General features: G+C 54.3%; 24 protein-coding genes and 1 pseudogene. 16 read left to right on the top strand and 9 right to left on the bottom strand.

What is annotated here, in order from left to right; all coding sequences use genetic code 11:
• Nucleotides 1–171: 171 nt before the first annotated feature.
• From ACR0JE_RS16400 to ACR0JE_RS16380, 5 genes are all read right to left on the bottom strand, one after another.
• On the bottom strand, nucleotides 172–1,536 hold the full coding sequence (locus ACR0JE_RS16400; protein ID WP_480864941.1) for a sensor histidine kinase: 1,365 nt from the start codon (nucleotides 1,534–1,536) through the stop codon (nucleotides 172–174).
• Nucleotides 1,537–2,087: 551 nt separating this feature from the next.
• A complete protein-coding gene (locus ACR0JE_RS16395; protein WP_480544906.1) occupies nucleotides 2,088–2,267 on the bottom strand; it encodes a hypothetical protein in 180 nt (59 codons plus the stop codon).
• A gap of 237 nt (nucleotides 2,268–2,504) precedes the next feature.
• Nucleotides 2,505–3,875, bottom strand: coding sequence for a sensor histidine kinase (locus ACR0JE_RS16390; protein WP_480864940.1), 1,371 nt, complete (start codon nucleotides 3,873–3,875; stop codon nucleotides 2,505–2,507).
• Nucleotides 3,862–4,539, bottom strand: coding sequence for a response regulator (locus ACR0JE_RS16385; RefSeq protein ID WP_480864938.1), 678 nt, complete (start codon nucleotides 4,537–4,539; stop codon nucleotides 3,862–3,864). The genes ACR0JE_RS16390 and ACR0JE_RS16385 overlap by 14 nt, the downstream gene beginning before the upstream one ends.
• A 111-nt stretch (nucleotides 4,540–4,650) precedes the next feature.
• Nucleotides 4,651–5,178, bottom strand: a complete 528-nt coding sequence (locus tag ACR0JE_RS16380) for a roadblock/LC7 domain-containing protein (protein WP_480864937.1) — start codon at nucleotides 5,176–5,178, stop codon at nucleotides 4,651–4,653.
• A gap of 1,017 nt (nucleotides 5,179–6,195) precedes the next feature.
• Between ACR0JE_RS16380 and ACR0JE_RS16375 the strand changes: the two genes are divergently transcribed.
• The 6 genes from ACR0JE_RS16375 (at nucleotide 6,196) to ACR0JE_RS16350 (ending at nucleotide 11,848) form a co-directional block, all read left to right on the top strand.
• Complete coding sequence (locus ACR0JE_RS16375; RefSeq protein WP_480864936.1) at nucleotides 6,196–6,639, top strand: EF-hand domain-containing protein; 444 nt, start codon at nucleotides 6,196–6,198, stop codon at nucleotides 6,637–6,639.
• 233 nt (nucleotides 6,640–6,872) lie between these two features.
• Complete coding sequence (locus ACR0JE_RS16370) at nucleotides 6,873–7,352, top strand: hypothetical protein (RefSeq protein WP_480864935.1); 480 nt, start codon at nucleotides 6,873–6,875, stop codon at nucleotides 7,350–7,352.
• Between the two features lie 34 nt (nucleotides 7,353–7,386).
• Entirely contained in the window at nucleotides 7,387–7,965 is a 579-nt protein-coding gene (locus ACR0JE_RS16365; RefSeq protein ID WP_480864934.1) for a hypothetical protein, read from the top strand.
• Entirely contained in the window at nucleotides 7,962–9,491 is a 1,530-nt protein-coding gene (locus ACR0JE_RS16360) for an ABC transporter transmembrane domain-containing protein (RefSeq protein WP_480864932.1), read from the top strand. Before ACR0JE_RS16365 ends, ACR0JE_RS16360 begins: the two co-directional genes overlap by 4 nt.
• A 1-nt stretch (nucleotide 9,492) precedes the next feature.
• A complete protein-coding gene (locus ACR0JE_RS16355) occupies nucleotides 9,493–11,076 on the top strand; it encodes a sensor histidine kinase (RefSeq protein ID WP_480864930.1) in 1,584 nt (527 codons plus the stop codon).
• 100 nt (nucleotides 11,077–11,176) lie between these two features.
• Complete coding sequence (locus tag ACR0JE_RS16350) at nucleotides 11,177–11,848, top strand: response regulator transcription factor (RefSeq protein ID WP_480864929.1); 672 nt, start codon at nucleotides 11,177–11,179, stop codon at nucleotides 11,846–11,848.
• Nucleotides 11,849–12,320: 472 nt separating this feature from the next.
• On the opposite strand, the gene ACR0JE_RS16345 is transcribed toward ACR0JE_RS16350, so the two are convergent.
• Nucleotides 12,321–13,178: a LysR family transcriptional regulator gene (locus ACR0JE_RS16345; protein WP_480864928.1), complete on the bottom strand. Its 858-nt coding sequence runs from the start codon at nucleotides 13,176–13,178 to the stop codon at nucleotides 12,321–12,323.
• Nucleotides 13,179–13,263: 85 nt separating this feature from the next.
• On the opposite strand from ACR0JE_RS16345, the gene ACR0JE_RS16340 reads away from it, so the two are divergent.
• Nucleotides 13,264–14,286: a permease gene (locus tag ACR0JE_RS16340; RefSeq protein ID WP_480864926.1), complete on the top strand. Its 1,023-nt coding sequence runs from the start codon at nucleotides 13,264–13,266 to the stop codon at nucleotides 14,284–14,286.
• Here ACR0JE_RS16340 and ACR0JE_RS16335 read toward each other — a convergent pair.
• Together ACR0JE_RS16335 and ACR0JE_RS16330 are read right to left on the bottom strand one after the other, a co-directional pair.
• Nucleotides 14,274–14,402 (bottom strand): annotated as a pseudogene (locus tag ACR0JE_RS16335) (IS3 family transposase); the annotation flags it as partial. The gene ACR0JE_RS16340 and the pseudogene ACR0JE_RS16335 sit on opposite strands and share 13 nt — an antisense overlap.
• A gap of 153 nt (nucleotides 14,403–14,555) precedes the next feature.
• On the bottom strand, nucleotides 14,556–15,467 hold the full coding sequence (locus tag ACR0JE_RS16330) for a LysR family transcriptional regulator (RefSeq protein ID WP_480864925.1): 912 nt from the start codon (nucleotides 15,465–15,467) through the stop codon (nucleotides 14,556–14,558).
• A gap of 113 nt (nucleotides 15,468–15,580) precedes the next feature.
• On the opposite strand from ACR0JE_RS16330, the gene ACR0JE_RS16325 reads away from it, so the two are divergent.
• Together ACR0JE_RS16325 and ACR0JE_RS16320 are read left to right on the top strand one after the other, a co-directional pair.
• Nucleotides 15,581–16,516, top strand: coding sequence for a VOC family protein (locus ACR0JE_RS16325; protein ID WP_480864924.1), 936 nt, complete (start codon nucleotides 15,581–15,583; stop codon nucleotides 16,514–16,516).
• 14 nt (nucleotides 16,517–16,530) lie between these two features.
• Nucleotides 16,531–17,151, top strand: a complete 621-nt coding sequence (locus ACR0JE_RS16320; protein ID WP_480864923.1) for an alpha/beta hydrolase — start codon at nucleotides 16,531–16,533, stop codon at nucleotides 17,149–17,151.
• Here the strand turns inward: ACR0JE_RS16320 and ACR0JE_RS16315 are convergent.
• The gene (locus ACR0JE_RS16315; RefSeq protein WP_480864922.1) at nucleotides 17,113–18,087 is read right to left on the bottom strand and encodes a LysR family transcriptional regulator; all 975 of its coding nucleotides are present in this window, start codon (nucleotides 18,085–18,087) and stop codon (nucleotides 17,113–17,115) included. The genes ACR0JE_RS16320 and ACR0JE_RS16315 overlap by 39 nt on opposite strands.
• 113 nt (nucleotides 18,088–18,200) lie before the next feature.
• Between ACR0JE_RS16315 and ACR0JE_RS16310 the strand changes: the two genes are divergently transcribed.
• The 7 genes from ACR0JE_RS16310 to ACR0JE_RS16280 all read left to right on the top strand — a co-directional run bounded on the left by ACR0JE_RS16310 (nucleotide 18,201) and on the right by ACR0JE_RS16280 (nucleotide 24,578).
• Complete coding sequence (locus ACR0JE_RS16310; RefSeq protein ID WP_480864921.1) at nucleotides 18,201–18,953, top strand: pirin family protein; 753 nt, start codon at nucleotides 18,201–18,203, stop codon at nucleotides 18,951–18,953.
• Nucleotides 18,950–19,204: a DUF1427 family protein gene (locus ACR0JE_RS16305; RefSeq protein ID WP_480540342.1), complete on the top strand. Its 255-nt coding sequence runs from the start codon at nucleotides 18,950–18,952 to the stop codon at nucleotides 19,202–19,204. Before ACR0JE_RS16310 ends, ACR0JE_RS16305 begins: the two co-directional genes overlap by 4 nt.
• 31 nt (nucleotides 19,205–19,235) lie before the next feature.
• The gene (locus ACR0JE_RS16300) at nucleotides 19,236–19,886 is read left to right on the top strand and encodes a hydrolase (RefSeq protein WP_475220598.1); all 651 of its coding nucleotides are present in this window, start codon (nucleotides 19,236–19,238) and stop codon (nucleotides 19,884–19,886) included.
• 132 nt (nucleotides 19,887–20,018) lie between these two features.
• Complete coding sequence (locus ACR0JE_RS16295; RefSeq protein WP_480864920.1) at nucleotides 20,019–21,752, top strand: amidohydrolase; 1,734 nt, start codon at nucleotides 20,019–20,021, stop codon at nucleotides 21,750–21,752.
• A 24-nt stretch (nucleotides 21,753–21,776) separates the two neighbouring features.
• Nucleotides 21,777–22,085, top strand: a complete 309-nt coding sequence (locus ACR0JE_RS16290) for a GNAT family N-acetyltransferase (RefSeq protein WP_480540338.1) — start codon at nucleotides 21,777–21,779, stop codon at nucleotides 22,083–22,085.
• Nucleotides 22,069–23,679, top strand: coding sequence for an MFS transporter (locus ACR0JE_RS16285; RefSeq protein ID WP_480864919.1), 1,611 nt, complete (start codon nucleotides 22,069–22,071; stop codon nucleotides 23,677–23,679). The genes ACR0JE_RS16290 and ACR0JE_RS16285 overlap by 17 nt, the downstream gene beginning before the upstream one ends.
• A gap of 14 nt (nucleotides 23,680–23,693) precedes the next feature.
• Nucleotides 23,694–24,578 carry an efflux RND transporter periplasmic adaptor subunit gene (locus ACR0JE_RS16280; RefSeq protein WP_480864918.1) on the top strand — a complete coding sequence of 295 codons (885 nt, stop codon included), beginning with the start codon at nucleotides 23,694–23,696 and terminating at the stop codon, nucleotides 24,576–24,578.
• The last annotated feature ends 12 nt before the right edge of the window (nucleotides 24,579–24,590 follow it).

Here is a 24,590-nt window from a genome sequence, read left to right as displayed (position 1 = left end):
TTAGATACGCCGAATTATCTGATTACATCAAAGCGGGGCATCCCCGCCCTGTCGGCACCTTGAATGGTCGCTGTTTCGAGACAGTCTCTCCCGGCTTTGGTTGTTCGACTACCTTCGTCGGTTCCAAGTTTCGTAAACACCAAGATAGGTTCACTCACCTATTAGGTGCCCTTACGCAACTTCGAATTGAATTGAAACAGTCAACCCAGGTGAATTGTTTGTGGCTGTTAAGAGCGATGAATGGTGGTCTGCGATCGCTTTCACCAGCGCCAAACCCAAACCATTCCCAACACTGTTCCGTTCACTTTCCAGTTTATAGAAGGGAACAAAAAGCTTACCAAGTGTGTTCTCGGGGACGCCAGGGCCATCGTCAACAACCGAAAGCGTAATGGTGCTTTCTTCTTGTTCTACAGTTAGGAGAATTCTGGAATGTTCCGGACAATGATCAATAGAGTTCTGCAAGAGGTTTGCACAGAGCTGATTCAGCATACCCTCATCGCCTTCAATAAGCGTGCGCCCTGCTTGGTTCTCCGCAAATCTAAGGCTTTGTCCTTTCACTTCCGCCAGTGGGATCATGTTCTCAACAGCTTCTCTACCTAGTCTATTCAAATCCAGATAGCTGAACGCCTTGGAACTGTTGCCTTCTTCGATGCGATTGATCCGCAAAACTGTTTCAAATGTCCATTTAAGACGATCAAGTTCAGATTGAATTCGATCTATAGCTTCGACAGATTGACCGTCCGATTGCAGTGAATCCTTCGCCTTCTGAAGTGCGATGTATGCATGGGTGAGCGGGTTTTTCAAATCGTGTGCAATGGCAGCGGCGGCTGATCGCGTCGTGGACATCAAGGATGTTAGGTTCTCGAGATGACCGTTCATCAGCTGTGCAACTCGATCTATCTGATCGTTATTCTTGCCGACAGGGAGTCTCGCTTTGACTTCCCCTCTTGAGACTTTGTTGAGCGTCTTCGCCATTTGATCGAGCTTGCGATAAGTTCTTATGCTGGTGATGTAGCCCACCAACAGAGTACACAGCGTTGCCACAAGCCCGATTACTATCAACGACCAAGCCAACGATCGAAGTGTGCTTTTGACAAACGCAAGATCGCGACCAACCACGATTACAAAGCCACGGTAGGATTGCACATTTACCCGATGGCTACGTTTTTCACCCCCCAAGTTAATGCCATCATCCTCAATTTCTCCCCAGCCGCGAAAGGATGGGTATTCGTCGATGTTTCCTGCCAGACGCTTCCCCTGTTTGTTGAACAGGCCAATCAAACTCGTGTCAAACGGCAACCAGAGTGTCGCGTCATCAATCGCTTGTACAACGTCGGAATCGTTGTCGTTGTCGTCCAGAATTTCCTGAATGAAACGCATTTCATCGATTAACAACGAGTCCATTTCACGCTGCAAATCGCCACGAATTTTTTCAAAGGTTAAAAATGCCAATGCTGCAACCGAAAAAAGTATGACCACCGCTGCATACAACGCGGTAGTAAAAGCTGCTCCAGATACAATGTTTGAGCGTTTCATTTTTCTTCAGTCCGGTTTTTGTGTCGTCACCATTTGGTTCGGCTAGCGACGAACCTGTTCTGGCGGATCAAGTATGTGATCTGAGGGTTTTAGCTGCATTTTCAGTCGAAAAATGGGGAATTTGGCCGAATGTGTTGCAACACTAGCGATGCAGACCCAACGAAGTTCAGTAAAGTCGATGCGTTGGCGTCCATACAAGCTGCACTCGATTGCGCACAGCGAGCCACTTTTGACAGTCAGCTCACAGCCGGCTTCCGGAAGCAACAAAAAGCCAAGTTTAAGCGAACTTACAACGCGCCCTTCCGAGGGGGAGGAAGGGCGCGGTGCTTTGACTGAGAGAGGCGTGCTTACGAGTGAGTGGTCCGTGTCTTCACGGTACCGGTAATACCCTCAAGGAGGGGTACGAGTGCTTCCTCAGTCGGGTATTCGCATTCAGTTCCGAACCTGACGGCATCTTTTGCAACGTGATCTTTCCAGCGGGTTTTCACCATCCTTACGTTTTTGAAAGGGTTTTGCGATCTACCCTGCGAACACCGAGTGATTTGCATTGATCATTCACTCTTTGTGCAGTGCCCATGATCTTCGATTGGTGTGGCACTATGAGTGGACAACTCATAGGTCATGGTTGGGAAGTGGAGCACCAACGTCCAGACTTCGTCAGGCTTGACGTGGATGAATGTCACGCCGTCCAGACCGTGTGCGACCGAGGCTGTGCCTTCTGTATCCTGCACTATTAGTCGCGCTTCTGAGAGGTCAGTATCCTGAAAAACCTGAACTACTTCTCCGTTTGTTTCTGACGTGCATTGGAATACTGTCTCGCCCGCCGTCGCGGCACTCGCAGGCAAGAGCGCCATTAGGAATATTGCATTTTTTATCATTGTGTTTCCGATCAAAGAGGTTGAGCTTTCAGGCCTGAGTGGTCCTGGTGATGGTTAGAATTCTGAGCTGCACAAATCTTCCGCTTGTGTTCAGGCCGCAATCGGAGGCTTCCCGAAGCTCACGCATACCCGCAGGCCCGGTTTGTTGTTTTCTGCGGTGATAAGTGCGCCGTGCTGCATCGCGATGGCCTTAACAAGCGATAGGCCAAGTCCATTTCCGGCGTCGTTTTTTGGGTGGTCAGCTCGGAAAAACGCGTCAAAAATCTTGGTGATTTGTGGGTCCGGAACCCCCGGTCCATTGTCTTCAACAACCAGCTGTATCGCTTCAGTCGTGGCCGTAAGGGAAATCCTGATCCAACACCCAGAAGGGCAAAACCGGAGTGAGTTATTCACAAGATTGACGAGCAGCCGTTTAAGCATGTTTTCGTCGCCTCGTATCAAAATCGTGTCAGCGTTGTAGTCAGCGGTGATGTGTTTACCTGCTTCTTCCGCAACCGGATGAAACGCCTTTGCCACATTCTCAACCAGCGCACTTAAATTGACGGTTTGGAAGCTTACTTCATGGCAGCCTGCCTCGATCTGAGATACTTTGTGTACTGTGTCGAAGACAGTTCTGATGCGCTTAAGGTTTTTCTCTACATCGCCGAGGCCTGGACGCGGGTCGCCACCATATTCAACTTCGCTATACACCTTTTGTAGCGCCATGAACCCGTTCGTTAGTGGGCCCCTCAAATCGCGGGCAATTGTGACCGCCGCGGTTTGAGAACAGTTGGGTGAGCTCGAAATCCAATCGAGACGTCGGTTGATCATATGGCAAATTTGATCGCATAGGTCGCTTGTATCTGACACGGGAAGACGAAAACTGAAATCTTCTTGAAAGACTTGGTCGAGGTTTCGCTCAATCCATTGGAGTTTTCGGATGTTTTGAGCACTGAAGTAGTAGCCAAGACCCAGGACAGCGGCGGTTGTCGAAAGCGTCAGCAGCAACAACCCTTCCCAAAGCGTTTTCAAAGCCTGATTAAGTGTTGTCAGGCTGCGGGCGACCACGGTGCGATACCCAAGATACTCAGACATATGGAGCAGATAGGCAGGGGCAGACCCACCGATTTGCAAAAAATCCCGATCGACCTCGTGCCAACCTAACGTGTCAGGCGTTGTTGCGATTGATCCAACAAGTACTGAACCGTTCTGGTCGAACAGGGCGACGACGTGAAGCTCGGTTCGATTGGGACTATTCAAATGTTCGATTGCTCGCTGCACTGCGTCCGAGCCTCCGTCCAGCAAAATCTCATGAAGCAGGAGCTCTTCGTCGAGGATTTGTTGCTGGAGATCGGCACGGAGCCTGTCTGCAAGCGCTAAATAGGCAGCGTATCCAAACACAGCAGTTATGATCCAGACTATCAATGCCGCGAGACAAGCTGATCTAAACGGGGCACCTGATAGATTGCTAAAGCGGCCCATGAAGGCTGTATCCAACGTTTCGAGACGTGTGCAAAAGTGGCGTCTCGAAGGGTTTGTCGATCTTCGACCTCAAGCGACTTATATACGTCTCGATCACGGTCGAATTTGGATCAAAATTGTAGTCCCAGACTTGCTCCAAAAGCATGTTGCGTGTCACGATCCGACCGGCATTCCGCATCAAAACTTCCAACAGCGCAAATTCACGAGGTAACAACTCTATTGTAACGTCTTGCCTTTTAACCACTCTGCTAAGCAGATTCATCGTTAGATCGTGGACGTGAAGCTCAGTTGAGGCAATGCTGGTCGGCTGTCGTCTGATAATGCTGTTTAGGCGCGCCAGAAGTTCTGAAAAATGAAAAGGCTTAACCAGGTAATCATCCGCCCCTTCGGTCAAACCCTCAACTCTGTCCTGAACGTCGCCTATTGATGTGAGGAACAAAACTGGAGTCTGTTTCTTCGCTGCCCTCAGGGCCTTGAGAACAGACAGACCATCCATTCCAGGCAACATACGGTCTAAGACTATGGCGTCACATTCGTTGTACAAACAATATGAGAGAGCGTCTCGGCCATCATCATACCACTCCACACTGAAGCCGTTCGATCTCAGCCCGGAGTTGACAAAATCGGCGGTCTTTTTGTCGTCTTCTGCGACGAGTATTTTCATTTTAAGACCTCCGACTCTATCGTTGGATCCGTTTATCGCAGTTACCAATGCGGGGTTAACTGAACTCAGCCATAACGGGATGGCTAAGTCCATTTGGCATTTCGTTACAGACTAGAGGCTGAGCGTTTCTTCGACAGCTTTTACTTGTAGTCGGGCGAGACCCAGATTGGCGGTCTTCTTGTCTAGCGCGACGTACACAAAAATGTTTGGGTTTTTGTCCAGTGGACGAACCAGGTGAAACTGTTTGCCAAGCGTGATCAGAATGTCTTCGATAGTATCGTTAAGCTTCAAAGCTTCAATTGCCTGAAGTTTGGCACGCACGACTTCAACATTTGCTGCCCCTGCGGTATCAAGATCAAACTTGGAACCGCCCTCTGTACCCAGAGTAAGGCCAGTATCACTGTCGACGAGGCACGCCCCCAGAAGACCTTTGATTTCACTTAGTTTGGAAATGTCCAACGACATGTTTGGCTCCTTTTTGGCCTTGGAATTGTTGGTCTGAACCACACCAGACACATTGTTGTCTGGACCGGCTGTGTTGTTTGCGGGTGGAATGGTGATTACGTGCCTTTGAACCAGGCCAAATCTCTCGTTAAATCTGGCCAGCACTGAGGTGGCCTCATCTTTGGGTCTCGACATTTACAATCCAATTCTCGTTGTGATCGTGGAAGTAGAACGTCGAACTGGGTGACTGTTGTTTCGAACTGCTTGGGCGTGAAGAAACACCTGATCAACCAATCTTTCATCCAAACAAGGGAGATCTCTTTTCCTTTGATGGGGAAGACACTTGGGTTCTGATGTGACTTTCAAAATTGTTGCGCTTGGGTCTCGGGAGCTGTTCTGGCCTCTGTGCAAAAAACTCAACGCGACAACGCAGGCTGGGGCCATGAATTGGGCAGTGTTGGTTGAAAGAGCCAATACACTTTCCGGACCCATAAGGAATGCGGGCCACAAATGTCCGAGTTCGAAAAGAACGCCAGCCAGAACGGGTAGAACAGAACTCAGCATCAGACCTTCGCCTCGTTACCAAACGACTAAGTGGTCCGTAGAGTATCCAGAGTTTTAACCAACCTTTCAGAAAGCTTAAACATTTGTAAGAATTGATTTTTTACGTTGACGGGAAATGGAAGCTTCAGCGCAAATGGTTCATCAACCAACCTTGCGAGTATTCAGACGCCGACTGTGGCTCAACGTTGAAACAACTTGGTAGGCCCCCTAAGGGCGAGAGCAAGCAAGCTGTTGGTCTATTGAAGAAAGTCGCCAGACTTCCTGACAAATTACGCGATGGCACAACCAGCTAAGAAGCTGGCATGATTTGGTCAAGCTCCGCAAAAACGATTGAGAGGCCTCTGCAATTTTATCGGGTAGAAGTACTTGATGCGAAAGCATTGAATACTCACAGACTGGAAATGAACTGGCTGAAGGTCCGCAACGGCCCGACCAAAGTTAAACATTTGGGACTCGATCACTCACGCCGCTGCAAAGTATAGCCAATTGATCATCTGGTTAATTTAGTCTGCGGACACGATGGCTTAGACTCCATGCCGAATGCCTGCAAGGCACTACATAGCGTCGCCAAAATTCATCTGACGTTCATCAGAAGAATATCAGCGTTTCATCCGAGCACGCTAACTTGATCTACTGAGATAGAAAAACTTGGCTCTCAAGGAACATTCGTCGGTTAAAAGGATATCTTTGTTGTTAGATCGACGCGAGGCGGCGACGTGCAGAAAAAGGACATTCAACCATATATACTGCTCGTTCGTTTTTGCCCTTATCCTGATAATCGGCCTTGGTTTATCGGCGAAGGCCTCTGCACAGACAGCAAGTTTTCGCTCTGTCGATACAAATTCCGATGGCGTTCTCAGTTTCAATGAACTCGTGGCTGCGTTCGGGGAAGCAGGCGCACGCAGGTTGATTGAGGATATCGACCGTAATGGCGACAACCGGATTTCAATCAGAGAGCTACGGCAAAGCTCGGACGACAAGAATGATGATCGAAACGGACGCGGAGGAGAGCGAGACGACGACCGTGATGACGACGAAGGAGATGATAACGGCGATGACAATGATGGGGATGATGGAGGCGATGACGATTGATCGTCGACGAGCCATTGCCAAACGTTAAATTCACCTCACCCGTCTCTGCCAATACGGGTTCAATCCTGGGTGAAGCTACCACTAAGCTAAGTTTGCGCACAAAACTGCCGCCCGAACAATGCTTTCATCTGCTGTTCATTCAATCGCATAAGGTCCCTTCATACGCCTTTGCAACCTTTCTCACACGGTGCTGACAAAGTGAAACCATGGACACGTCAGCCACGGAGCAAAGCATGAAACAGTTTCCCCCAATCCCCCTCAATGCCTGCGAAATCGCAAAATGGGCATTCACGACTCGCCGCGTTGATCGGTCGGATGTCCACGGCTTCAGCACACAGATGAACAGTGCTAAACCAGGTGATCTGATCCTTTGCGAGATCGTCGAGATCGGGCACCATAAGAAAATACAGCTGGCCGAGCGGCGGGTCTCAACCAGCTATCCGGGTGACTTTGTAGTTCTATGCCTGGGCGATCGATATGCGCCGGACCAGTTCCTTGCGAGTGCTGTTGTCGACGATGATCACATAGATCTGGTCGCAGGTGGCGGTGTTGTTGGTCGGGTGGATGCCGCACATACCCGCATGGAGGACCCCACGCGGTTGAAACCCCATGGAGGACCCCACGCGGTTGAAACCCCTAGGCCTTCTTACCAACGCCCAAAACCGGGTGATCAATATCGCGGACTACGCTCTGCCCCAATTGCCAGCGAATGACCAAGTAACTGTTATCGGCGTTTTTGGGGCATCGATGAATTCCGGCAAGACAACCGCTGCATCAAGCCTGGGCCATGGCTTGATGCGCTCGGGTTACTCAGCGTCGGGTGTCAAAGCCACAGGTACCGGGGCATTTGGTGATTTCAACAGTTTTGAGGACGCAGGCGCGCCCGCACTTGATTTTACGGATGTCGGAATGGCGACAACCTATCGGATGCCTCTGGACAAGATCGAAATTGGTTTCGACACTCTGGTTGCCACAGCTGCATCGCGAGGGTCTGAGGTGGTGGTCGTTGAAATCGCGGACGGTGTTTTCCAGCAGGAAACGCGCGCAATTCTGCGATCATCGCGCATCCGGGACCGTTTGGACGGCATACTGTTTGCAGCGCCAGACGCGCTTAGCGCATTAGGTGGCGTCACCGTGCTGAAACGGGTTGGCTTAAGTCCATTTGCGATTTCCGGGAAAGTAAGTTGCTCACCCCTCGCATCGGCCGAAGCGCTTGAAGCTACCGGGTGCCCGATCCTTTCGCGTGAAGACCTGTGGTCGCCTGCAATGATCGCCAAGCATGTTGCACCCCTGATGCGGCATGAACCAGAGAACGTGGCCGCATGACCCCCCTCCCCAGACTGGCCACTCGGGACCGCATCATTGATGCGGTCCTCGTGGTATCAAGCAGCGTCTTTCAGGCGATCGCGCTGGCCTTTGCTGCTTTCGCAACGCGGGACGCGTTTGGGGCGATTCACGCGGGACATGTGCTTGCCATCGAGACCATATTGCAATTGGCCGTCTCTGGCGTGATCGGCGCCGCGTGTTTGTTTCTTTCTCGATATCGCGCGGAAGCGCTCGGCCAAAGCTATGCGATCTGCTTGCGGCGTGCGTTGTATCAGCAAATCGCGCAACTTCCCAAGTCGCGCCATGAGAAACGCCGGGTTGGTGCGCTATCTCTCAGGTTTGTTGGTGATTTGTCAGCAGCCCGGCTGTGGTTTGGGCGCGGTTTACCTTGCGTCTGCTCTGCAGCAGTTGTGATCCCGGGCGCTGCATTCATTCTTTATAGTCTTGATCCGGCGATTGCGGTCAGTGGTCTGGCAGCGCTTGTTTTCTCACTTCTGCTGGCAGCGGCGATGGCCTGGCATCTTGAGCATAGACACCGAAGGCTGCGCCGGCGCCGGGCCAACATCGCGATCTCCATGATCGAACGGATTGCGATTGCCCCCGAACTCGATCTGATGGGTCGGACTGACCGCGAATTGCAAAAGCTAGACAAGCAAGGTGCGTCACTGCGCAATGACGCGCTGGCGCGCCGCGGTCGAGTGGTCAGCCTTCAGGCGATTCTGCAATCGGGTGTGGCTTTCGCGAGTCTCTGCATGCTTTGGCAAGCCAGCCAAACAGACAATGCCCCTGCGATCGTTGCGGCCGGTCTTGCGGTGATGGCGCTGATCGCTCTGCCGTTGCAGAACCTCGCCAGCGCATGGGATTATTACTGCGCTTGGCGTGTCGCGCGCGAGAAAGCGCAACGGCTTCTTTCGGAACCGACGGTCAAGCGAGGTTTTGCAAAACAGACCAATGCCAAGGTCATTGAGGTTACTGGGAAGATTGACGAAAGGCCTGTCACATTTGCTGCCAGATCGAACAAGATCTCAGAGTTGACGGGGCCAAGTGCCAACAAGCTCGCGCGATGTATCGCTGGATTTGACACTTGTGAGGGTATCGAAGTGCGATATGGTGAGCAGCAAATTCTACCGAAGATTGCCTTTGTTGGAGACGCCCATATCGGGCTTCAGGGCAGTCTGCGCCGATCCGCAACCTTGATGTGCCAGAAGCGGCCCAGCAACAGCAGGATCGCGAAAGTGATACAGGAGCTTGGCCTTTCCGACTTGCTTATGGCCCCCGAAGGTCTCGATCAGCGGATTTCGGAAAACGGCCACGGGTTGACCTCTGATCAGACTTTGCGGCTGGATCTTGCGCGCGCTATTCTGGGTAAGGCGGAAGTTGTTGTGATCGCCTCGATCAGATGGGCTGCCTGCCGGCATCACAAGGATGAGCTGCTCGCAACTTTTCAAAGGCTTTCCTCGGCAACGATCATATTGGCCGATGCCTCCGCCCCTTCTAATATGCATGAGAACTCAAGGGTCATTTGATATGCGCTCCTCCACCCTGTTTGGAATATACGCTGCTGTTCTTGTCGGGTTTCTGGGCGGGCTTGCGGGGCTGACCCTCTACAGTCTGGAAAAAACCCGCTGGTGGGATGCCCGGATATTGCTGGCCCAAGAGTCTTATGGACTCCATCTCCGGCTCGAGGCAGACCTTTATCGCCTGTTCAAACAACATGGCGACGCGCTCCTGATCGGCGATCGGGATGACGGCGCTCGGGAAGCCGAGCTACAGGCCAAAATCGCACAAACTCTCGAAGACATTCGAAATGTCATCGCGCGCGAAATCCAGATGGTTGGTGACGAGGAAGTCGAAGAACTGAAACTGCTCGATCAGATTGAAGATGATATTGAATCCGTGAACGCAGCCATCGCCAGTCTTACGGCAGAAGGTAGCCCGATTGAAACTTTTGTCCGCATCGAACGCCTGGCAGCCCTTCTGGACGGGGATATCGATGACGAACTTGATCGAAAAATCAAATCCGCGCTCGACGAAGAAGTCGAGGAAGTCGAAGACGTTCTGGCTGAGGCCACAGCCTTCCGGGAATGGAACAAACGATTGGTCTACATGATTGTAGCGGCCGCAATCGGAGTCCTTCTGGTGGCCCTCGTGTCTTTCAATCGCCAAATCAGAAAGCCTTTGATCCGGCTTGCCGAAGGCATTGGCCACCTGCGTAGGGCCGATTATTCTGAGCCTGTGAGGCTTGGTGGCAGTCGCGAGTTCAGGGAACTCGGTATTGTTCTGAATAGCATGGCCGAAGGTTTGGCAGCACGTGAAGCCAGCCGCGCGGAACAAAAAAAACAACTTGAACAAACCGTTGCGGCAAGAACATCCGAGCTTCAACAGCTCATCGACAAACTTGAAACTGGGGAAGAGAACCGCAAACAGCTGATGGCCGATATCAGCCACGAATTGCGCACACCGCTGGCTATCATACTTGGAGAGGCCGATGTCACATTAAGGACATCTGATGAGCTATCCGAAGAAGTCTCAGATTCCCTCGCCCGTATCCGGGACTCTGCCAAGCACACCAATCAGATCGTCGACGATATGCTGACCGTGGCCCGGTTCGAGGCGGGTCAGCTGCGCCTTGATCGCCGGAAGATCGACCTGCGAAAGATATTGCACGATGCAGTCGCTATGTTCCCTGAGCCGGTCCAGGTCGAAACACCCAACGACAAAGTTCTCGCATCCGTTGACGAAGTTCGTCTGCGCCAATCGCTTCTCGCATTGCTGCAGAACGCACGGCGCTATGGCGGTCCAACGATAGAGGCCAAGCTGGATGAAGGCCTCGCCTCTTGCTCAATTGCAATCGAAGACAACGGGCCCGGTTTGAGTGCGGCAGAAAAGTCCCAGGCATTCAACCGCTTCTATCGGGGGTCGAACGCCTCGGGCCAAGGGATCGAGGGCAGCGGTCTTGGTCTTCCCGTCGTCAAATCAATTGTCGAGGCCCATGGCGGAACCGTTGATCTTCAGGACCGTCGAGAGGGTGGCTTAAAAATCGTCTTAACACTTCCCAAAGGCCCCAGGATGAAAGTTGTGCAAGCCGATACGTGGCGAGAGACGGGCTGATGTTCTTTTGTTTTTCTGAATTTCTGTCTTCAAGGCTGAGGAAGCCATACTCCCTTCGGCATTGTGATGGATTGATGCAGCTAGTGAGTTGAGGCATGGCATGAATATTCTACTTGTTGAAGACGAAATTCGCGTTGCCGACTTCATCCGTCGCGGTTTGTCCGCAGAAGGATGGACCGTCGATCACGCCTCAAGTGGGGAAGATGCGCTAGAGCACGCGATCACAGGCGAATACGATGTCATCCTTTTGGATCTGATGCTGCCGGGAATTCAAGGGCAGGATGTCTGCCGCAAGTTGCGCGCCCGTAAATCCAAAATCCCCATCCTTATGCTGACCGCATTGGACAGCCCCGAAGAACGGGTCGAAGGATTGAAAATCGGCGCTGACGACTATCTTCCGAAACCCTTCGATTTTGACGAGCTCATCGCTCGCGTTGAGGCGTTGCACCGGCGCGCCAATAGCTATGCCAGCGATCTCGAAGACACCGTCATCAAATGCGGAACCCTGAGCTTTGACAGGCGCTCCCTCCACGTGACCGTAGCTGGCGCGGAGGTTCAGTTATCTAAAAAGGAACGCGATCTTCTTTTGCTGTTTCTAACCAATGTGGATCGGGTTCTGTCTCGAGAACGCATACTCAACTCCGTATGGGGCATGAACGAAGATCCCTTAACCAACGTCGTCGACGTTTATGTTGGCCGCCTACGGCGCAAAATTGGACTGGAGGGTCAGCGGATCGTCACCCTCAGAAATGTTGGGTATAGGATGAGTTGACTAGCACGCTGAGAACTTAGTCTATAGGTTAGTTGGCCGCGACAGGTTCAGTATTCTAGAAGATGGTCACTTTCTGTGCATAGCCGACATTCCCGGCATTCAGACAGATTAAGATATTGCCCTCCCACGATTGGACCCATCGACACCTCGCCAGAAGAATGCGCAAAATTTGGCGAGTCAGACTACTTTCGTTGGCGCTGCTCAATACTCTCTTGCCCTCCCCAAAGGCTGTTGTGACAGCTCCGTTTAGGCATCAGTACCTGACGCAGCGTTTCTTGACCGATCTCACCATCTTCCGCCAGCAGACCGTTCATTTGGGGGACATACGTGACGGCATAGAGGATTTTTGTGAAGCGATCCTTGGTTGAGTGGTCAGCTAATCATCGAGCCCAACGCCCATTGCTTCAATCCACCTTCTGGCGACCATTGATCCTGCCTGCAGAGAAGAGTGTGAGGGAGCCAGAACGGCCCATCATACTCTGGACAAAAATGCAGCTCTGATAGATTCCTTCATTGCGTCTAGAGGCCTATGCTCTTTTGGATTACTTGATGCCATCACCAGCTTGGAGGCAGGAGTAGCCTCAAAGCCCAGCCCCTCGTTGACCACGGTTAGCCCGATGTGAAGCGACGACCGGCCCAGCAGGCCAACCGCGATCCCTGCCTCTACCGCTGCAATCACGCCAGAAACGCTTTGGCTCGAATAGACGATACGGTATGGCTTTCTGCGGGCTTGCAACGAACTGATTGCAGCGTCGCGCCACCAACACGCTTCATCGAAAAGGGCCACTGGTAGGACTTCATCGGTTGAAAAATCCCGATGTGCCGAAGACACCCAACAAGTCGGGTCTTCATAGAGGAGTTCCTCAAAACCAGATGGAGATTCGACCTCGTAAACCGCAAGGTCTAACAGCTCTTTGTCGAGCGCATCAGGAAAATGTGCGCTCAAGGCGCAGGTGACCTCCAGTTCGACATTAGGATGATGACTGGTAAACACCGCAATAATTTTCGCGAGTTTGGCGCGCCCGTGATCGTCGGGTATGCCCAAGCGTAGTTTTCCGCTCACAGAATTGTGGGAAATCTCCCGCTGCACCGCGTCAAGACGGGCCGTCACGTCTTTCGCAACGAACAGCAACGTCTGCCCCGCATCGCTCAACACAACCCCGCGACCATGCCGATCAAAAACAGGGCGGCCCAGAATGGATTCCAGGCGTTTGATCTGAAGGCTCGTTGCAGATTGGGACCGGTGGATACGAGCTGCACCATCCGTGACGCTGCCAGCCTCAGCCACGGCGACGAAGGTTCGCAAAAGATCGCTATCCAGATTTTCCATCTGTTTTCCCAATATCTGAAATTGAAACTATTCGTTTTAATGATGGCTCGTGCCACTCTAGTTTTCAAGATCAAAGGAGTAGGCAATGTCCGATCAAACCGCTGCCCATCAACCATCTACCCGGAAAAACCTGATGTGGGGCGCTTCTCTGGTGCTGTTGTCGGGTGTCTGTCTTGTGTGGCCGGAACACGCAGCAAACGCTGCAAAGTTTGTCGTCTTAGGCTTGATTGCCGTCGCCCCAATCGTCATTCCGGGTATTATCCTTGCGGCCTGGATCATTGCCAGCGGCGCCGACACTCATATTGCTGCTGCCTTTGAGGGCAGGACAATGCGTACGGTGTTGGCAGCGTCGCTGATCGGAGCCGTTACACCCGTTTGCGGTGTTACCGTGTTGCCGTTAATGGCTGGGTTGCTGTCGGCGGGAGTGCCTCTTGCACCAATCATGGCATTCTGGCTGTCCTCTCCGATAACGGACCCGGCGATGCTCACGACCACCGCCGCAACATTGGGTCTAAGCTTTGCGATTGGCAAAACACTTGCAGCTTTCGGATTGGGTGTGCTCGGGGGCGCGGTTACCGGGCGATTTGCCAGGGCACCTTGGGCAATGAATGCGCTTCGCGATAATGATCTCGCCCGCCAACTGAGTGCTGCGCGATGCGGCGAAGGTCAGCCCTTTGATCCCTGGGTATGGCGGTCTGAGACGAGACGACGTTCCTTCGGCAAACAGTTCTGGGCAACCAGTCGACTTATCCTCATTTGCCTGACACCGGCGTTTGCAGCCGAGTACGCCCTGAACACGGCACTGACACCTGGATCGCTTGCAGTATATGTCGGGGAAGACAAATGGTGGGCCATACCCACCGCTGTTTTCATTGGTGCCCCAGCCTATATCGACGGGTACGCGGCACTCCCACTGACGCGAGGGCTGATCGACAACGGCATGTCCGAAGGTGCGGCGATGGCTTTCCTTGTATCGGGTGGCGTAGTCAGCATCTGGGGTGCAATGGCCATCGCACCGGTGCTCAAACTGAAGCCATTCCTGCTCTATCTGTTGCTTGCTGTTCTTGGGTCGATTGGAGCGGGGTATGTCTTTGGGTGGATCGTCTGAGAGCCAACGCCAATCTGCCGGATTGCATCCAGACGGGACATGCCTTGCCCCATCAATATCTCAACCTGCCGCAACTTCGAGACAATCTCTTCCGGCTTCGGTCGCTTGTTAGCCATGTGGCCCTCCGTTTTCATAACCATAACGGCGGACCACTTCAGAGGGGGAGGATCATGAGGTTAGAGTGTAAAGCTATCGATGTGGCCAACCATAAGGCCCAGTCCAAGGTCTCACTGCCCACCGGCTTTCGAACGCGCAAGCACTGGACGAGCTTAGGTTTCCGTCTTCAGGTTCGGATGATTCTGCACAAATTTTTCAAAGTACTCTGCAAACGTTCCGACGATCGGTGGGAGTTGTTCGTATGGGGGATAGTACAGCGTCAACCATAACGATGTGATAGACCAGCTTGGCATCACCTGCACGACTTGCCCGCTAGCCAGTCCCTTGTCAGTTATGAAATCCGGTAGAACACATATGCCCTCTCCTGCGACCGCAAGAGCGTAGAGGAAGTCTCCATTGTTGGAGATTATCTTTCGGCCAGCTTGAACTGAAACGTTGCTACCTGCATACGAGAAATCCCAAGTTTCAGGGCGGCCTTGCGCGCTGTATGACGTCAGAAAGTCTGGGTTCAGATCGCGCGGATGATCAGGCCGGGGTATGCGTTCAAACAGAGACGGCGCAGCAATCATATGCCGCGGAACTTCGCAGAGTTTGCGCCAAATTGTCGATTTGTCGGTGGGCGGGCCCGATACACGTACAGCGAGGTCGCAGTTTTCCTCGATCACATCGAGCAGTGTATCGGTGAAGTTGATCTCGACTGAAATATTCGGATAGGCGAAACGAAACCCCGAGATCACTTGCGGCAGCAACGTGACGCCCAGTGATACCGGCGCGGTCAGTCGCAGATGGCCTTTGTCAGGTTGATTGGCCCGTTGAAGATTTCGTGTGACCTTTTCAAACCCCTCCAAAAGCGGTCTGTACTTCGCAAGGACAGTTGCTCCGGCGCTGGTTAGTGAAACCTGCCTAGTCGTACGCACCAGAAGCTGTGTGCCCAGGTCTCTCTCAAGCTGCGCTATGATGCGTGTTGCTGATGCCGGCGCGATGCCCAGTTCGCGCGCTGCCAGGGAAAAGCTTTTCAGGTCTGATACGGCGCGCAGGACGCGGATGGGCTTCAGCTCGATCATCTCAGCTTAATAATTCCGTTTTCGACAATAATAAAGCCACAAAGCTGTCTATTCACTTCAATAATCGATGCGCCATCTTTGATGCAAGTTGAACACTCGCCAAGGAGCGAAACATGATCAAAGATATCAAAGGGCTGCACCACGTCACATCGATGGCCGCAGACGCCAGCGCCAACAACGCTTTTTTCACCAACACACTTGGCATGCGCCGAGTGAAAAAGACGGTAAATTTCGATGCGCCTGAGGTGTATCACCTCTATTACGGGGACGAGGTTGGAACACCGGGCTCGGTCATGACCTATTTTCCTTTTGGTCAGATGCCAAAGGGACGCAGAGGGGCCGGTGAGGTAGGTGTGACCGAGTTTGCCATCCCTACAGGCGGTGTCGAATTCTGGAAACAACGTCTTGCATCTGAGGGCGTGACTGGGCTGGCCGATGGCACAGTCTTCGGAGAAAAGCGTCTGTCCTTTGACGGTCCCGATGGTGACAGCTTTGCATTGGTCGAGTCTGATGCGCGAGGCCGGACAGCCTGGACTCAGGGCGGTGTTCCCGATGAGGCCGCGATTCTTGGGTTCCGGGGCGCGCGGTTCGCTCTGAAGGATGTTGATGCGACGGGTGAACTGCTGACCTTCATGGGATACCATAAGGCTGAAACCGAGGGTGACGTCACTCGCTATGTGATTGAAGGGGGTAACGCTGCGGACACGATCGATCTGCAGCAGCTATCGTCAAGTACCCCGACCGCTGGTCAGGGCGCTGGGTCCGTTCATCATATCGCTTTTGCCGTCGAGGACCGAGCCGCACAACTGCGTGTTCGGCAGGCCTTGCTGGATACAGGCTATCAGGTCACGCCGGTTATCGACCGAGACTATTTCTGGGCGATCTATTTCCGCACGCCGGGTGGGGTGCTGTTTGAGATCGCTACGAACGAGCCCGGTTTTGACCGCGACGAAGACACGGCCCATCTGGGCGAGGCGCTTAAGCTGCCCACCCGTTACGAGCCACATCGCACCAAGATCGAAAACCTCCTGCCCCCACTTGCATCATGATTTCAGAGGTTGAAATGTCCAAAGATCTCTATCAGGCGCTTGTGCATGCGCCGCAACCCGCCCGTCCGCTGGTTTTTGCCTTTCATGGCACCGGAGGGGATGAGCATCAGCTTGTTGAACTTGCCGGCACTCTTGTCGTTGGCGCCGGGATCGTGTCACCGCGCGGCGATGTCTCTGAAATGGGGGCCGCGCGGTTCTTCCGCCGCACTGCCGAGGGCGTATATGACATGGAGGACCTTGCCCGTGCGACGGACAAGATGATTGCGTTCATCGAAGCCCATCGCGCATCGCATCCCGGTCATCCGGTTTATGGCTTCGGCTATTCGAACGGGGCGAACATCCTGGCGGCGGTCTTTCTAAAACGCCCGGACCTGTTCGAGCGGGTCGGCCTTTTGCATCCGATGGTCACGTGGGAACCGAACGCAAATCCTAAGCTGGTGGGGCGAAAGGTTCTGGTGACCGCCGGACGACGCGACCCAATCACGCCATGGCCGATGTCGGAACGCCTGATCAGTTGGCTTTCTGAACATGGTGCCGATGTCACTTCGGACGTCCATGATGGCGGGCACGAGCTGCGAAACTCTGAACTGACGGCGCTAGCCTCCCACTTCAACGGGGATGCCGGCACCGGGTGAAGGTTCACGCATTGCATTCAACGTAGACAGGACGGCGGCTTCTTTGCGCGCCCAGGACATGAACTCATGAACATGCTCTTCACGTTCCCGGCCCGGGTGGCAACATATGAAATAGCTGAACCCGGTTTCCACCACCGGACCGAACGGGCAAACAAGCCGTCCGTCCGAAAGTGCGGAATACACCAGCAGCGACCCGCAGAGCGCGACACCCGCACCTGCGATCGCCGCGTCCACAATCTGGCCACCCGGAGGTCTTTCGAACCGCATGGCTTTCGAAGGATCAACCGCATTCGGACGCCCGGCGTGTTGGCTCCAAAGAATCCAACTGGGAACCGACCCATCCAGCATCGGCGTTGTATCATAAAGAACATGCGCGGCCTTGATGTCGTCAGGGGACTTTATGTCGAACGTATCCAGCACACCAGGGCTGGCGACCACCAGCATCAACTCGCGGTGAAGCAACTCCGTATAACGGTCGTCAGGCGGCTCGCTAGTGTATCGAATTTCGATATCGGCGGTCGCATGGGTTTTGTGGTCCGAAGGGTTTTCAGACTCAATGTGGACCTGAACGTCGGGGTGGTTCTTGGTGAACTTGTGCAGCCTGGGCAAAAGCCACTTGCTGATCAAGGCATTGCCAGAACTGATGCGCAGCTTGGGGGTCTTCTTGGGTCGGACCTCATCGACCACCTGACGGATCTGCAAGAACGCTTCGCTGATCGTTGGCTGCAAGCGCTGCCCTTCGGGTGTCAGATGGATTGCGCGAGTCTTTCGCACAAACAAAGCCACCCCAAGGTCGGCCTCCAGCGCCTTGATCTGTTGGCTAACCGCACCCGGCGTCACCGAAAGCTCATAGGCCGCTTCCTTGATCGAGCCGCGCCGCGCCGCGGCCTCAAAGGCACGCAGACTTAGCAAGGAAGGCAATCGGGACAGCGGCATGGCACTTCAGAAAAACAGTTTAGCCCAACTAATGCATACCCGCAGAACTTCTGCTTTGTCGAGTTCAAACTACGCCCCACATCGAAGAACAACAGAACTTGGAACTGAGTAAAATGATCAAGATTCACGAAAAAGCATCGCGGGGACGCACGCAAAACGGATGGTTGGATAGCTATCACACGTTTTCGTTCGGCCAGTTCCAAGACCCGTCGCGCATGGGGTTCGCCAATCTGCGCGTGATCAACGAAGACAGCCTGATCCCAGGTGGTGGTTTTGCTGCGCATGACCATGCGGATATGGATATCATTACACTGGTTCTGGATGGGCAGCTGCGCCACGAGGATGATCAGGGCAATGTCGCCAGTATTAGCGCAGGCGAAGTGCAGGGAATGTCTGCAGGCACTGGCGTGCGTCATTCCGAATACAACGGCTCCACGTCGGAGCCCACACAATTCCTGCAAATCTGGCTGATCCCGGATCAGGTAGGTGGTCAGCCTGCATACACACAAGCCTCGGTTTCGAACGAAGGGGATGTCCTGCTCGCTGGACCCGCCTCATTGCACCCTTTGATCCCGTTGAGATCAAGGACGCGACTGGCGCTTCGTCGGTTCACCGAAGGACAAGAACTTGTACTTTCTGCAAATGGCGAAAGTAATCGCTTCGTTCATCTGCTGGATGGCCTTGCCTATGCCGAGCACGAACGTCTGAGCGCGGGTGACGGACTACAGGTTCCGCGATCCGAACAGGTCACTTTGCGGTGGCACACCGACGGGGCCGCGCTGGTTTTCGAAATGCCAACCCCCTCGGCAATGAAAGAACCCAAAACCCGATCAATCGAAACAGAATTGCAAGGAGACCCGACGTGACTTGGCAACCATATCTCATATCGCTCGCAGCGGGCCTCGGGATTGGGGTCATCTATGGCCTGATCGCAGTCCGCAGTCCCGCCCCACCAATCATCGCGCTTTTGGGCCTCTTGGGCATGCTCGCCGGAGAAGCCGCTGTGCAATGGATCCGGGGTCATTCCGACGCTGTGTCACAGGCCCTGCATCTGAAATCCTTCGCCGTGACGCAGGCGGAAGAGACGAGCCAACCAACCAAACCCAATACCCTTTAACCCCATCCAAACTCAACAACGGAGAAGTCAAATGTCGAAACACGAAATGATCACACCTGAGAACGCGGCCCTTGTGCTGATCGACTTTCAGCCCGCGATGTTCCAGGGCGTCGAAAGCCATGATCGCCTGTCGGTGATGCACAACGTTCAGATTCTTGCCAAAGGCGCGAAACTGTTTGGTTTGCCGACCGTGATCTCAACCGTCGCGAAAGACAGCTTCTCGGGCCCGTTCATGCCTGAAGTGACCGATCTGTATCCGGATCAGGAAGTGATTGACCGGACATCGATCAACTCTTGGGTTGATGAGAATTTCCGCAAGGCAGTTGCTGCAACTGGTCGCAAAAAGATCGTGCTGGCAGGTCTGTGGACTGAGGCCTGTGTCATGTTCCCGACGCTCGACCTGCTGCGTGAAGGCTATGAAGTCTATATCCCGGCGGATGCGTGCGGCGACGTCACGCCCGAGGCCCACGAGCGCGCAATGGATCGTCTGGTTCAGGCGGGGGCGGTTCCGATGAACGCGCTACAGTTCGTCTTCGAGCTTCAGCAAGACTGGGCACGCGGCGAAACCTACGATGGCGTCATGGATATCCTGAAAACGCATACGCCATACGGTATCCAGGTTCGCTTCTCGAAGTGGGCTTTAGGTGAGCACGCCTCGGAAGCAGGTATCGCTGCAGAATAATCTGCCGCGCCACGCCCGCTCGGTCCCTTCATCCCTCCCCATGAAACCGAGCGGGAGACTTTCCAAACCTCCCTCAATCTGTGCCCCTCCGGTGGGCGCAGACCACTCCCGCTTTGCCAAAGGATCTGCACCATGGCCGCCCCAGACAAGATACTCTTCAACGGCAAGATCACGACAATGGATCCCGACAGGCCCGAAGCAACGGCCGTGGCGATTTCAAGGGATCAGATCACCGCCGTTGGAACGGACAAGGACATGCTTGGGCTTGCGGGCCCCGAAACCGAGACCATTGATCTGGGCGGTCAGCGTGTAGTTCCCGGTTTGATCGACAGCCATACGCACATCATCCGACAAGGCAACAATTTCGCTATGGAGCTGCGTTGGGACCACGTTCCGTCGCTTGCTGACGGACTGCGTATGCTGAAGGCTCAGGCAGAGCGTACGCCTGCCGGGCAATGGATCCGCGTGGTTGGCGGTTGGTCCGTCGATCAATTCGCCGAAAAGCGCCTGCCGACAATTGATGAGATCAATACGGTCGCACCGGATGTGCCTGTCTACGTGTTGCATCTTTATGATCGGGCGTGGCTGAACAAAGCCGCCCTGCGTGCAATCGGCATCGACAAACATTTCTACGAACCCTTTGTCTCGGGCCGTCTCGAGCGGGACAACCAAGGCAACCCGACAGGTCTTGCGATGGCGCGCCCGAATGCGCAACCGCTTTACGCATTGTTGGACATGGCGCCGAAGCTGGACTTCGAACAGCAGGTCACCTCGACCAAGCACTATTTCAAGGCGCTGAATGGTCTTGGACTGACCTCGGCTTTGGATTGCGCGGGTGGGTTCCTGAACTATCCAGATGATTACGGCGTCATCACCGAGTTGAACAAACGCGGCGAGCAAACCGTGCGCATCGGCTATCAGCTTTTTGCGCAGCGTCCGATGTTTGAGCTGGACGATTTCAAACGCTGGAATGACATCGTCAAGCCAGACGAAGGCAACGACTACCTGAAATGTGTGGGCGCGGGCGAGATGCTGGTTGCCTCAGCTTATGATTTCGAAGATTTCAGCTACCCGCGCCCCGATCTGCCCAAGCGGATGGAAGGGGACCTCAGGCCGGTACTCGAGTTTCTGTTCGAAAACCGCTGGCCGATCCGTTTCCATTGTACTTACGAGGAAAGCGCCCACCGGTTGCTGAGCCTTATTGAAGAGGTCGGGCGTGACAAAGGGCTGGAAGAGCTGAATTGGATTTTCGATCACGGTGAGACGATCTCGGAGTCAACCATGGAATGGGTTGCTCGCCTGGGCGGCGGTATCAGCTATCAAAACCGCATCGCTTTCCAAACCACAGCCTATCGCGACCGTTACGGTGAAGACGCCCTTCGCGAGGTCATGCCGGTCAAGAAGATGATGGCCTCGGGTGTGCCTCTGGCTGCTGGTACGGATGCGACGCGGGTGTCGTCGTACAATCCGTGGTTGGCTATTCATTGGGCCGTTTCTGGCAAGGGTCGTGGCGGAGACGTCATCTGGAGTGCGGCGAACCGTTTGGATCGCCACGACGCGCTGCGTCACTGGACCGCCGCCGGGGCTTGGTTCAGCCGGGAAGCGGACAAGAAAGGTCAGATCAAGGCGGGGCAATGGGCGGATATCGCCGTGCTCGACCGGGATTATTTCTCGATCGCCGAGGATGAGATCACCGAGATCGAGGCCGACCTGACACTTACAGGCGGCAAGATCGTGCATGCCAAGGCCCGTTTTGCGGCGCATGCGCCGGCCCCGCTGCCAGAGCTTCCAGATTGGTCACCCGTTCCGATTTTCGGTGCACCCGGTGCTATGACGCAAAGCCAAGGCAGCCTTGCCGCTGAATAGCGGCAAGACCTCAGGAGATTTCCCATGTTGGACGACCAAAAACTAAAAATCACCTACAGCGAAAGCGATACAAAAGCACGGTACGGCGCTTCGGTGTCCGGGATCGTGAGCGAGGCGGAACTGACGCTGTCAAAAGTCACGCCCAGCCTCGTTATCGCGGACCACACCTTTGTCCCGGAAGAGTTGCGTGGTCACGGCTTGGCGCGGACGTTGGTCGCGCAACTTGTGGCAGACGCGCGCGACAAGGGTCTCCGCATTGTGCCTCTTTGCCCGTTTGTACGGTCCTACGCTGAAAGAAACCGCGAGGAGTTGGCAGATGTCATCCAGTGGTAGCATCGCAAAACCTGCACCTGCGGCATCAAACTCGGCTTGGGCCCCGTTCAAACATCGGGCGTTTGCGCTTCTTTGGGTCGCGACCCTGATCTCCAACGTCGGCACGTGGATGCATGATGTGGGCGCTGGGTGGCTGATGACGACGCTCAACTCATCTCCGGCAGTTGTCTCACTCGTGCAGGCGGCAACTACCCTGCCAGTGTTCATCTTCGCCTTATACGCTGGTACGCTGGCGGATCGGTTGGATAAACGCAAGCTGTTGATCACGGTGAACGTGGTGCTTCTGGTGCTGGTGACGGTGCTCACCGTGCTGGTTCAGCTTGAACTGGTAACACCGACGCTGCTGATCCTGTTCACACTGGCCATCGGAACGGGCACCGCCTTCATGGCTCCGGCCTGGCAAGCGATCGTGCCAACTTTGGTGCCACGTGATGCGTTGCAACCAGCCATTGCGTTGAATTCAATGGGCATCAACATCAGCCGCGCGATCGGCCCTGCCTTGGCGGGCGTTTTGATTGCATCGGTCAGTTTGGCGGCGCCTTTTGCGGTCAACGCGGTCAGCTATCTCGTGATCATTGGCGCTCTGTTGTTGTGGAAGCATGACGGCGGTGTATCGAAGACATCTCAGCCCGTGTTCAACGCGATGATGACTGGCATGCGGCACGTCGCACATAACGGCCCACTCAAGGCAACGTTGATCCGGTCCTTTGCCTTCTTCATCTTTGCCTCTGCCTATTGGGCTTTGCTGCCGCTGGTCGTACGGACGATCGAAGGCGGCGGGGCGGCGCTGTATGGTTTGTTGCTGACTTTGATCGGTGCTGGGGCTGTTGTGGGCGCTTTGACCCTCCCGCAGTTCCGAGCGAAGCTTGATGCAAGCACGACAGCTGCAGGCGGCACCATCGGCACGGCCGTTGCCATGGCAATACTTGCAACGGCGACAACACCTCCACTAGCCTATATCGCCGCACTGTTAGGTGGCTTTAGCTGGATTGCCGTTCTCACCACGTTCAATGTGTCGGCGCAGACCGCGCTGCCCAATTGGGTTAGGGCCCGAGGATTGTCTGTAAATCTGATGGTTTTCTTCGGGTCGATGGCGTTTGGATCAGCAATCTGGGGTCAGGTGGCCACGGCAACATCTGTGTCGATCACCTTGCTGATCGCAGCAGGTGGTCTGATCGCCGGCTTGATCCTGACGCGCAAATTCCAGCTTGGTCAGGGCGAAGATCTGGATCTGTCGCCCTCAATGCATTGGCCTGCGCCACAGGTTGCCTTGGAAGAGGACGGCTTGGCATCCCGCGGTCCTGTCATGATCGAAGTTGAGTATCGAATTCGACCCGAGGACGAAGCTGCGTTCCTGTCCGCAATTCAGGAGTGGTCAGGCGAGCGCTGGCGCGACGGAGCCTATGACTGGCGCGTGTTCCAAAGTGCAGAAGAGCCTGACCTATGGGTCGAAGCCTTCATGGTTTCATCTTGGGAAGAACATCTGGCCCAGCATGAGCGTGTATCGTATCAGGATCGGGACCTTCAACAGAGAGTCGCAGCCTTCGATACCCGCGAAAGCGGGCCGGTCGTTCGCCATCTGATCGCACCATGATGAGAGTGTTTAAGATGCTATCGACATTCGTCATCACAAGACCCTTTCTTTCGACCACAGTCCTTGTGGCGCTGTTCTGGGGCCATGCACCTGAACAGGCATCCGCGGGTGGTGCGGAGTTTGAAGGTCGTATCGAAGCAGTCGAGCGGTCGGACGTCTATAGCCGGGCGGAGGGCATAGTCGAAGAAGTTCTGGTTGAGCAAGGTGATTATGTCGAAGCGGGAACACCAGTGCTGCAGCTACGAAACGATCTGGAAAGACTGGCGGTCGATGCTGCGAGTGCAGAGCTGGCCAAGGCCAATGCTCTGTTGCTTCAAGCCCGGGATAGGCTGGAACGCGCAGCCCAACTCTCGACGCGCGGGGCGGCGACAGAGGTTGCTTTGTTGGACGCTGAAACCAATCTAGCTTTGGCTGAGGCTGAAAGGAGCTTGGCGGAAACCGAGTTGGAGATCGCACAAACCAACTACGAAGACACCCTCATACGTGCGCCGATCTCGGGACATGTGGAAGACCCGCGTGTTGGACCGGGTTCGCTGGTTGAGTTCAATTCCGGCGACCCGCCCCTGTTTCAACTCGTAAATCTGAACCGCTTACGCGTTGTGTTCGAGCTTCCCTATGCCCAATGGGTTTCAGGGCTGAACACGACTAACACGCGCTCAGAGGAGTTATCAAAATCTGGCTGGTTCCATGTTGAAACGGAGATCGGTCAGGTTCTGTCAGAGGCAATTCGGCTCACTGGATCAGCGGTCTGGTTCGATGAAAACAGCGGAAAGATACGTGTCTGGGCAGATCTGGAAAACCCCGACCAAACGTTGCGACCGGGAATGAAAGTTCGTGTCACGCCCATGGTCCACCCAGTCACCAACGCCGACCAAGACCACTCCATGGTCAGGCCATGACGAAATCCACTC

The organism is Ruegeria sp. H3 (assembly GCF_056533095.1).
Note: the sequence above shows the minus strand (reverse complement) of the source record. Positions and strands in the feature narration are given on the sequence as shown.